This window comes from Massilia timonae CCUG 45783, from assembly GCF_000315425.1.
GTDB lineage: Bacteria > Pseudomonadota > Gammaproteobacteria > Burkholderiales > Burkholderiaceae_D > Telluria > Telluria timonae.
Genome location: NZ_JH992922.1, coordinates 360,525 through 369,137, shown reverse-complemented (window position 1 = coordinate 369,137; position 8,613 = coordinate 360,525). Strand labels below are relative to the sequence as shown.

General features: G+C 67.4%; 9 protein-coding genes. 6 read left to right on the top strand and 3 right to left on the bottom strand.

Features of this window, described 5'->3' with window-relative positions:
• Positions 1–109 precede the first annotated feature (109 nt).
• Positions 110–604 carry a DUF6036 family nucleotidyltransferase gene (locus tag HMPREF9710_RS01485; protein WP_218918179.1) on the top strand — a complete coding sequence of 165 codons (495 nt, stop codon included), beginning with the start codon at positions 110–112 and terminating at the stop codon, positions 602–604.
• Between the two features lie 30 nt (positions 605–634).
• On the opposite strand, the gene HMPREF9710_RS01480 is transcribed toward HMPREF9710_RS01485, so the two are convergent.
• Together HMPREF9710_RS01480 and HMPREF9710_RS01475 are read right to left on the bottom strand one after the other, a co-directional pair.
• Entirely contained in the window at positions 635–1,129 is a 495-nt protein-coding gene (locus tag HMPREF9710_RS01480) for a DUF1203 domain-containing protein (protein WP_005663222.1), read from the bottom strand.
• Positions 1,130–1,214: 85 nt separating this feature from the next.
• Positions 1,215–1,682 carry a hypothetical protein gene (locus HMPREF9710_RS01475; protein WP_005663221.1) on the bottom strand — a complete coding sequence of 156 codons (468 nt, stop codon included), beginning with the start codon at positions 1,680–1,682 and terminating at the stop codon, positions 1,215–1,217.
• Between the two features lie 560 nt (positions 1,683–2,242).
• On the opposite strand from HMPREF9710_RS01475, the gene HMPREF9710_RS01470 reads away from it, so the two are divergent.
• Positions 2,243–3,178: an ABC transporter ATP-binding protein gene (locus HMPREF9710_RS01470; RefSeq protein ID WP_005663220.1), complete on the top strand. Its 936-nt coding sequence runs from the start codon at positions 2,243–2,245 to the stop codon at positions 3,176–3,178.
• Entirely contained in the window at positions 3,153–3,887 is a 735-nt protein-coding gene (locus HMPREF9710_RS01465; RefSeq protein WP_169331308.1) for an ABC transporter permease, read from the top strand. The genes HMPREF9710_RS01470 and HMPREF9710_RS01465 overlap by 26 nt, the downstream gene beginning before the upstream one ends.
• Before the next feature lie 76 nt (positions 3,888–3,963).
• Here the strand turns inward: HMPREF9710_RS01465 and HMPREF9710_RS01460 are convergent, their stop codons facing one another.
• Complete coding sequence (locus tag HMPREF9710_RS01460; protein ID WP_040774875.1) at positions 3,964–4,527, bottom strand: GbsR/MarR family transcriptional regulator; 564 nt, start codon at positions 4,525–4,527, stop codon at positions 3,964–3,966.
• Positions 4,528–4,788: 261 nt separating this feature from the next.
• Here HMPREF9710_RS01460 and HMPREF9710_RS01455 point away from each other — a divergent pair, with 261 nt between their 5' ends.
• From HMPREF9710_RS01455 to HMPREF9710_RS01445, 3 genes are read left to right on the top strand one after another with little or no spacing between them, the layout of a single operon-like run.
• A complete protein-coding gene (locus tag HMPREF9710_RS01455) occupies positions 4,789–5,175 on the top strand; it encodes a DUF2946 domain-containing protein (RefSeq protein WP_005663213.1) in 387 nt (128 codons plus the stop codon).
• Between the two features lie 55 nt (positions 5,176–5,230).
• Positions 5,231–6,928 carry a thiol reductant ABC exporter subunit CydD gene (cydD, locus tag HMPREF9710_RS01450; protein ID WP_005663211.1) on the top strand — a complete coding sequence of 566 codons (1,698 nt, stop codon included), beginning with the start codon at positions 5,231–5,233 and terminating at the stop codon, positions 6,926–6,928.
• On the top strand, positions 6,925–8,601 hold the full coding sequence (locus HMPREF9710_RS01445; protein WP_005663209.1) for an amino acid ABC transporter ATP-binding/permease protein: 1,677 nt from the start codon (positions 6,925–6,927) through the stop codon (positions 8,599–8,601). The genes cydD and HMPREF9710_RS01445 overlap by 4 nt, the downstream gene beginning before the upstream one ends.
• Positions 8,602–8,613: the final 12 nt, after the last annotated feature.

Sequence of the window (8,613 nt, the reverse complement as noted above, 5' to 3'; positions counted from 1 at the left end):
GCTGATTTGATGCTTTCGGCTGTGCATGTTGGGGACCTACCGCTGTACTCTAAATTAATCGGGTAGGTGTCTCAAGTTATATTGGCACAGGGGGGAACAGCGTACGAATTTGCGTGAGCCACTGACGATGCTCATTGCTGGTGGAATGGCAATTCACTTGTACACGGCCGCGCGGACCACCACCGACGTTGACGCCGAGTTTTCGAAGCGAATCTTGTTGCCTGCCGACCTGGTTGTCGAGACGAAAGAAGGAAATATGCTGTATCTCGATGCCAGTTACAACAGCACCTTCGCATTAATGCATGAGGACTACCAGCAGGACGCGGTGCCGGTACCAATCGGCACCGACATGATGAAAGTCTACGTGCTGAGTCCTCTCGACCTTATTGTCAGCAAGATCGCCCGATTGTCCGATCCGGATAAAGAGGATATCCAGAATATGATTCATCGATTTCATATCTCTGCTGAAGAGATCGAGAAACGTGCCGAGGAAGCGCTTGGGGGATATGTCGGTAACACGGATTACTTGCGAATGAATCTCCGCGAGGTTCTGACCATGGCCCGGCAGAACGATTCGACAGGTCGTAGTCTGACAGATGCTTGAGTACCTTGGACCCGCGAATCCGGAGCTGCATTACTTCCACCTGCGTGCGACACGCAACGCAAAACAGCCATATGCAGCAAAGCGGACCAGCACGAAAGCAACTTGATCGCGTGCCAGGAAAGCCTGTAAATCGGTTTCTGCGGCCTTTGGTGAGCTCAACTTCGCATCCACGATCCGCTCATCCACCGAATAAGCCCGCAACACGAAGCCGGCGCCCAGATAGGGCTGCTCGCCATCGAGCGGCAGCGTGTCGAGGCGCGCTGCAGGCTGTGAGGACGCCGAGACGAAGACCGGCCCGTATTCCCTGTACGGCCCCGCGACGGTGAACGGGCAATAACTGGCCAGCAGGATCGCTTCGCCGGGCAGGGCGCGGCGCAGGCAGTCGCGCAGCGGTTCGCCGCCCCGGGCGACGTGGCGCTCCACGGGCTGGCCCTGGTCGTCGGCGCCGGCGCGCACGCGCGCGAGAAAGGCGTCCGCCAGCGGGACGATCCGGATCGGGAAAAGGGAAGACGAGGGCGTGGTCATGGCGGCGTCGCGGTGAAAGTGGAGACGCCGGGATCTTCGCGCAAACCCGCCGGGTTCGCGCTTCGTTTCTTGCTGTCGAATCGTTTCAGCGCGCCTGGGTGACGTGCGCCTCGCGCAGCGGCCGCCATCCCAGCCGCGTCTCGATGGCGCGCCGATAAAGGGTATCGATGTGGGCCGGCGTGCGGCGGATGTAGTCCTCGGCCGCCGCGCGCCGTTCGCCGGTGCAGCTGTCCAGCCATGTCACGACCTCGTCGGCCGTCGGCACCCGCCCATTCTGGCCATCGAATTTCGGCGGCACGGCGGTCCACACCGCCGCGTCGATGCGCCTGGCGCGCAGCCAGGCCGCAATACGGGGATCCTCCTGCGCGCCATCGACCGCCGGGATGCTGCCGATCCATTCGGGCCGTTCAAGCGTGATCTTCTCGCGCTCGCGCACCATGGCGCGGGCTTCGTCGAGATCGTCGGTGGCGAGATAGGCCCAGTAGGTCGGCGCCAGGCGCGCGCTCTCGCACAGCACCAGCGCCAGCTCGGGGCTGTCGTCGCTCTGGCGCACGAATTCGAGGGGAAGCGGTGGGCCGCCGGGATGCCAGCTTGAGACCCTGAGGCTTCCACAGCAGCGAGCCCCAGGCGATACAGACAATGTTCATGGACAGTGGTCTGGTAATCAAAACCCCAGTCTAGCCGCGCATGCGAAAACGGCGAGCACGGCTATCAGCGCGCGCTGTCACGACGTACTGACGCGCCCTCTCGCGAGAAGACAATGCGCCTCAGGAGTTTGCCTGAGCTCGCTGATCAAACATCCTGTCATATTTGATAGTGTCTTCCGGCATGCGAGGGCGATAAGGTCCCAGGGGGAAGCATTCACGAAACAGCCGGTGCGGTCGTGGCCTGGCACCGGACAGATGCACCCTCTGCGGGCGGGTCCACGGTGGCGCCGGGCGCCGGGGGGGGGGCGGCGAATGCCGTACCAATTGCAGGCAAGTCCGCGACGCCAGCCTGCGACACCAGCCTGCGATACCGGACAACCTCGCGGATATCACGATTGAACAACAATTACCGTCATCCTCCATTGACTACCGAGCACCCTACTACCGCCGCGCAAGCCTGCACCGCATGAACGTCATCGAACTGGTCGGGGTCGACAAACGGCTGGGACAGCGCAACGTATTACGTCAACTCTCTCTGCAGGTCCCTGCCGGGAGCGTGTTCGCTTTCCTGGGTAATAATGGGGCAGGCAAATCGACCACGATTCGTATTCTGACCGGGCTCCTGGCAGCTGACAGCGGCTCGGTGCGCATTCTCGGTCGCGCCATCGATGTGGAGCGCTCGGCTGTGTTGCGCGATGTCGGCTGCATGGTCGACTCGCCTGCGCTCTATCCCAACCTGACGGCGAAAGAATTTCTCGAGATTGGGCGCCGCATCAAGGGCTTGCCCCGTACCGAAAGCGCGCGCGTACTCGAGGTCGTCAGCCTTGCTGCCAGCGCTGGCGAGCGCATCGCCGGCTATTCGCTTGGCATGCGCCAACGACTGGCGCTGGCCCATGCGATGCTCGGCCAACCGCGCCTGCTGATATTGGACGAGCCAGGCAACGGCCTGGATCCGCAAGGCATGCGGGATATCCGAAAATTGCTGGCCAGTCTACCTGCGCAAACCGGCTGCACGGTGTTCCTGTCCAGCCACCAGCTCGACGAGGTGGAAAAAATCGCCACGCATGTGGCCGTGCTGCACGGGGGCCAGGTGGTTCACCAGGGATCGGTGCGACAACTCGCGGCAAGCCAGACCGGAAGCCTGACGCTGGAAGTGGGCGACAGCCCCGGTGCCCAGGCTGTGTTGGTCCGTCACGGATATCCGGCGCGCGTCATTGACGCGCGTCGCGTCGATGTGACGCCGATCGACGCCCATGACAGCGCGAAGCTGAACGCAGTCCTGGTCAGGGAAGGGATCACGCTGTACCAGTCCGTATTCCATAGACCGACGCTGGAGCACTGGTTTCATGAATTGACCTTCGAGAAAGATGCTAGCGATGCTCTTGACGTTGTTCCGGCTTGAAATACTCAAGGCGCGCCGATCGCTGGCGCTGATGGTCATGCTGGCCTGCCCGCTGATGGTCGTGCTGCTCAATACCGGCATGCTGTTGCGTCAAGCCGGGTGGGACGGTATCAGTCCCGCCGCCTGGAGCAGCTTCTGGATGGGCAACCGGGCATTGTGGTGCTACTTCATGTTGCCGCTTTATCTGGCGCTGTGCACGGCCCTCGTCAACGGCGCCGAACACCGCCAGCATGGTTGGCGTCTGATGCTCACGCTGCCGGTCAGCGCGCGCCAGCTGTACGTGGCCAAGCTGCTCCTGGCGCTGGCGATGCTGGCGATCGCCCATTGTTCCTTGCTGCTGCTGGCAACCGGTGCAGCCGCGCTGCTATCGGATGGCAATGTACTGGTCCAGCCCGCATGGTCGATGGCCGGCGCCCTCCTGGCGGCGTTGCTGGCCAGCCTGCCGATACTCGTCCTCCAGCATTCCCTGAGCTGGGCAAGCCAGAACATCGTCTTGCCGCTGGCGGTGGGCGTGTGCGCCACGATGGGCATCATCCAGCTCGGCAGTTCCGAATACTGGCGCCTCTTCCCGTGGAGTTATCCCATCATGGCGTCTAACGGCGGCGACCTGGAATTACGCGACACGGCGCTGACATTCGGCCTCTCCGGCGGCGTCGCCTTGTTTGCGCTGAGTGTCTGGTGGGCCGGGCGACGGCGCCAGCCCGCCTGATACCGGCAGAGACCATCAGGCCCCGTGCCGAGCGCACGCTGCAGTTCGATACGACATCGACCGTACCTCTCCCGCGCTATTCGTCCCTTGCTTCCTTGGCCGCCGCCGCGCCGAACAGGCGGTCCTTGGCCGACAGCAGCTTCTGCACCTTGGAACCCATTTTCATGAGCTGCGACATCGACTCGGGCGACAGGCGCTGCAGGTCGTCGAACCAGTTATTGGCCAGGTCGACCAGTTCGTGCATCTCGCGCATGCGCTCCTGGGCGAACTGGTCTTCGGGTGTATTGGCGTTGGCCATCAGCGATTCGCGCAGCACCGACAGGGTCGGGGCCACTTCACGCCGGCGCCGTTCGGCCGCGACCACGCGGAAGATTTCCCAGACGTCGCCGAGCGAGGTGAAATACTCGCGCCGGTCGCCGGGAATGCGCGACAGGCGCACCAGGCCCCAGGACTGCAATTCCTTGAGGCCGATGCTGACGTTGGAGCGCGAGATGCCGAGCTTCTCGCCGATGTCGTCGGCGTGCAATTGTTCTTCGGTGACGAAGAGCAGGGCATAGATCTGCCCCACCGTGCGGTTGATGCCCCAGCGGCTGCCCATCTCACCGAAGTGACTCACGAATGTTTGGACGAGTGGCGTCATGGTTGAGAACTTTTCGATGCTTTTGAAAGGTGGATTATCCCACGGTCCCACGACACGCACACGGACTGCCTTCACCATCGTGGTGCAGGAGGCTGTCAACACATGAGTAATTCCCGACAAAGTCACTCTCCTTTCCAGACAAACTTGAAGTTTCAGTGCATAATTTCACTAACTTCTGAAAATTCAGAATGTTTAGAAAGTTTGGCGCAAGTCAGAAATAACGTAGATCAAGGCATCTGCTTCACTGCAGGACTGAACACCATGAACGCGCAACGCAACCGCTCCATCATCCTCTGGCTCGCCGCCCTGGCGATCCTGTGGGGCATGCTTGCACCGTCTCTTGCATCGAACCTGCCGGCCCATCAGGGCAAGACCTGGATCGACGTCTGCCTGTCGGTCGGCACCAGGCTGGTGGCGCTGGACCTCGATACCGACAGCGCCGCCGGCGACGAGGCCGTCCACCCCGGCATGCATTGCCCGGCCTGCCTGGCGCAGGACGACCTGGCCATCATTGCCCATCCTCCGGGCAGCCTGGTGCTGCTGGACGCCCCGCTCGAACGCATCCTGCGCCCCCACGGGCCGGCGCTGCGGCCTGCTTCGGCCTTCCTCAGCGACCACCGCAGCAGGGCGCCGCCACTGGCCGCCTGACCCGGTTTCACCGCGCGGCCAGCCGCCGCACCCCTCAATCGTCTGGAGAACCACCATGCTTCGCCGTCAAGGCCGTGGCCCGGCCACGCTCGTCCCATCCACCCGCAGCGCCACCTTCGTGATGAGCGCGGCGGCGCTGCTGTGGATTCCACAGGCGGCCCTGCTGGCCCATGCCGTGCAGCAGCTGGCCCATGGCGCCGGCCTGGCGGACATGCTGGCGCCGGCCTGCGGCTTCCTGGCGCTGGGCGTGCTGCGCGCCAGCAGCGAAGCCTGGGGCGCGCGCCGCCTGTTCGCGGCTTCGCGCCGGCACCTGGCCACATTGCGCAGCAAGGCGGCGCAGGCCCTGGCGTCGCGCTCGCCGCTCGACCGCGAACGCCTGGCCAGCGGCCGCGCCGCCAGCGCACTGGCCGAGCAGGCCGAGGCCGTGCTGCCCTGGCTGGTGCGCTACCAGCCGGCGCGCATGCGCACGATGCTGGCGCCGCCCGCGATCGCGCTCGTCGTCCTCTATTTCTCGTGGACCGCGGCCCTGATCCTGGTGCTGGCCGCGCCCCTGATCCCGGTCTTCATGGCCGTCATCGGCTGGCGCGCCAAGGCCGCCAGCGAAGCGCAGCTGCAAGTCATCGGCGGCATGAGCGGCTTCCTGCTCGACCGCCTGCGCGGCCTGTCGACGCTGCGCGCGCTTCGAGCAGTGGACGCCACCGCGCAGCGCGTGCGTGATACCGCCGAAAGCGTGCGCGCCAGCACCATGCGCGTGCTGCGCATCGCCTTCCTGTCTTCCACCGCGCTGGAACTGTTCTCGGCGCTGGGCGTGGCGCTGGTCGCCGTCTATGTCGGCTTCCACTTGCTGGGCGAGATCGGTCCCGGAAGCTGGGGCGTGCGCCTGACGCTGGCGGAAGGCCTGTTCATCCTGCTGCTGGCGCCCGCCTTCTTCGAGCCGCTGCGCGAACTGGCCGCCGTGTGGCACGACAAGGCCTCGGGCGAGGCGGCGCTGAAGGAACTCGAGCAGCTGCAGCACGCCGGCCTGGCGCTGCCGGGCGCGCTGGCGCCGCAGTGCAGGCCGCGCGCCGGCCGCGCATCGGTCGCGCCTTCGGTGGCGCCGTCGGTCGATATTGAAGGTCTGGTATTCCAGCATCCCGGCGAAGCGCCGCTGTTCGATGGCGAGGACCTGTACGTCCGCGCCGGCGAGCACGTGGCCCTGGTCGGCCCCAGCGGCAGCGGCAAGACCACGCTGCTGTCGGTCATCGCCGGCCTCGCGCCCGCCAATGGCGGCGCGGTGCGCATCGGCGGCGTGCAACTCGATGCACAGTCGGCGGCCGACCTGCGCGCCCGCATGGCCTGGATCGGCCAGAAGCCGCACGTCTTTTCCGGCTCGGTGCGCGGCAATGTCTCGCTCGAGCGCGACGGCATCGACGGCGAGGCGGTCGGCGCCGCCGTGCGCCGCGCCGGCCTGGGCCATGTGGGCCATGCCACACCGGGCGCCAGCCTGGGCGAGGGCGGTCTCGGCCTGTCGGGCGGCGAGCTGGTGCGCCTGGCGCTGGCGCGCGCGGTGTGCGCGCCACATGCCGGCCTGCTGCTGGCCGACGAACCCACCGCCCACCTCGACCGCGACACCGCCGCCGGCGTGATCGACGCGCTGGTAACGCTGGCCCAGGGCCGCACCCTCATCGTCGCCACCCATGACCTGGCCCTGGCCGCGCGCATGAAGCGCGTGGTGCGCATCGGCGAACCCTTCACCAAACGGAGCGCGGCATGAAAGCTCGTCACGACCTGCAACCGGTCCTTGCCCTGTTCCTGAAAACGGGCGGGCGCCGCCTGGCGCTGGGCGCCTTCCTGTCCACCCTGGTGGTGCTGGCCGGGATGGCGCTGCTGGGCACCTCGGGCTGGTTCATCACCGCCACCGCGCTGGCCGGCCTGGCGGGCGGCATGGTCATGTTCAATGTCTTCGTGCCGAGCGCCGCGATCCGCCTGCTGGCGCTGGGCCGCACCTTCGGCCGCTACGCCGAGCGCATGGTGACCCACGACGCCACCCTGGGCGTGCTGGCCGCGCTGCGCGAACGGCTGTTTCGCGGCTGGGCCGGCCCGCAGGCGGCGCGCGCCTTGCTGCGCCGTCCTGCGCGCCTGCTGTTCCGGCTGACCGGCGACATCGACGCGCTCGAATCGATCTATCTGCGCCTGGTCGTGCCGGCCAGCGCCGCCCTCGGCGCGGCGCTGCTGGCCGGCGTGGTGCTGGCCAACCTCGACTGGCGCCTCGGGCTGGCGATGTTCGCCTGGCTGCTGGCCTTCGGCTGGGGTGTGGCTGCCCTTGTCGCGCGTCTTGCCCGTCCGCTGGCGCTGCGCCGGGCGCGCGCGCTGGAACGGCTGCGGGCCCAGGCGATCGACCTGGTCGCCGGCCAGACCGATCTGGCCATGGCCGGCCGCCTGCCGGCCCAGTGCGCGCGCCTGGCGCAGGTCGACGACAAGCTGGCGCGCGCCGACGCTGCGCTGCACCGGCTCGAGACCGGCGCCGGCTGGACCTATGCGGTCGGCGGCCACCTGACCGTGGCGGCGACCTTGCTGGCAGTGGCTGGGCTGGGAGCGAGCGCGCCGGCGGCGGCGCTGGCCTTGCTGATCGCGCTGGCCGCGCTGGAACCGTTCGCCGCGATGCGCCGCGGCGCCATCGAGGCCGGCCGCAGCTGGCTGGCGGCGCGCCGCGTCGGCCCCCGGCTGCATCAGGAAGCGGATGACGCCAGCGCCGTCGGCGCGCCGGGCGACGACGAAGCGCTGCTGCTGTGCGACGCCAGCGTCGTGCATCCGGGCCGCGAGGGGGCCGCGCTGCACGAGGTCAGCCTGCGCATCGCGCGCGGCGAGCGGGTTGCCGTGGTCGGCGGCAGCGGCGCCGGCAAGTCGACCTTGCTGGGACTCGTCGCCGGCGAACTGGCGCCGCGCGCCGGGCAGGTGAGGGCGCTCCCCGCCACCTGGCTGACCCAGCGCACCGAACTGTTCCAGGACAGCCTGCGCGACAACCTGCGCCTGGCCGATCCGCAGGCCGGCGACGAAGCGCTGTGGGACGCGCTGCGCGCCGCCGGCCTCGAGGTCGACGTGCGCATGCTGGCGCGCGGCCTGGATACGCCGCTGGGCGAGGGCGGCCTGGGCCTGTCGGGCGGGCAGTCGCGGCGCCTGGCGCTGGCGCGGCTGCTGCTGCGCAGGGCCGACTTCTGGCTGCTGGACGAGCCGACCGAGGCGCTCGACGCCGCCACCGCCGCCGACGTGCTGGCGCGCCTGGCGCGTCATGCGCACGGCCGCACCGTGCTGCTGGCCACCCACCTGCGGCGCGACGCCGCGCTTGCCGATCGGCTGCTGGTGATGCGCGCGGGGCGCCTGGTCGCCGACCACCGGCGCGGCACACGAGGATTCGACGCGGCGCTTGGCGCGCTGCGTCACGACTGACAACCACCATCG

Coding starts and splice junctions, on each gene's coding strand:
- HMPREF9710_RS01470 (WP_005663220.1), top strand. CDS start 2,243: ATGAACGTCATCGAACTGGTCGGGGTCGACAAACGGCTGGGACAGCGC.
- HMPREF9710_RS01465 (WP_169331308.1), top strand. CDS start 3,153: ATGCTCTTGACGTTGTTCCGGCTTGAAATACTCAAGGCGCGCCGATCG.
- HMPREF9710_RS01455 (WP_005663213.1), top strand. CDS start 4,789: ATGAACGCGCAACGCAACCGCTCCATCATCCTCTGGCTCGCCGCCCTG.
- HMPREF9710_RS01480 (WP_005663222.1), bottom strand. CDS start 1,129: ATGACCACGCCCTCGTCTTCCCTTTTCCCGATCCGGATCGTCCCGCTG.
- HMPREF9710_RS01460 (WP_040774875.1), bottom strand. CDS start 4,527: ATGACGCCACTCGTCCAAACATTCGTGAGTCACTTCGGTGAGATGGGC.
- cydD (WP_005663211.1), top strand. CDS start 5,231: ATGCTTCGCCGTCAAGGCCGTGGCCCGGCCACGCTCGTCCCATCCACC.
- HMPREF9710_RS01445 (WP_005663209.1), top strand. CDS start 6,925: ATGAAAGCTCGTCACGACCTGCAACCGGTCCTTGCCCTGTTCCTGAAA.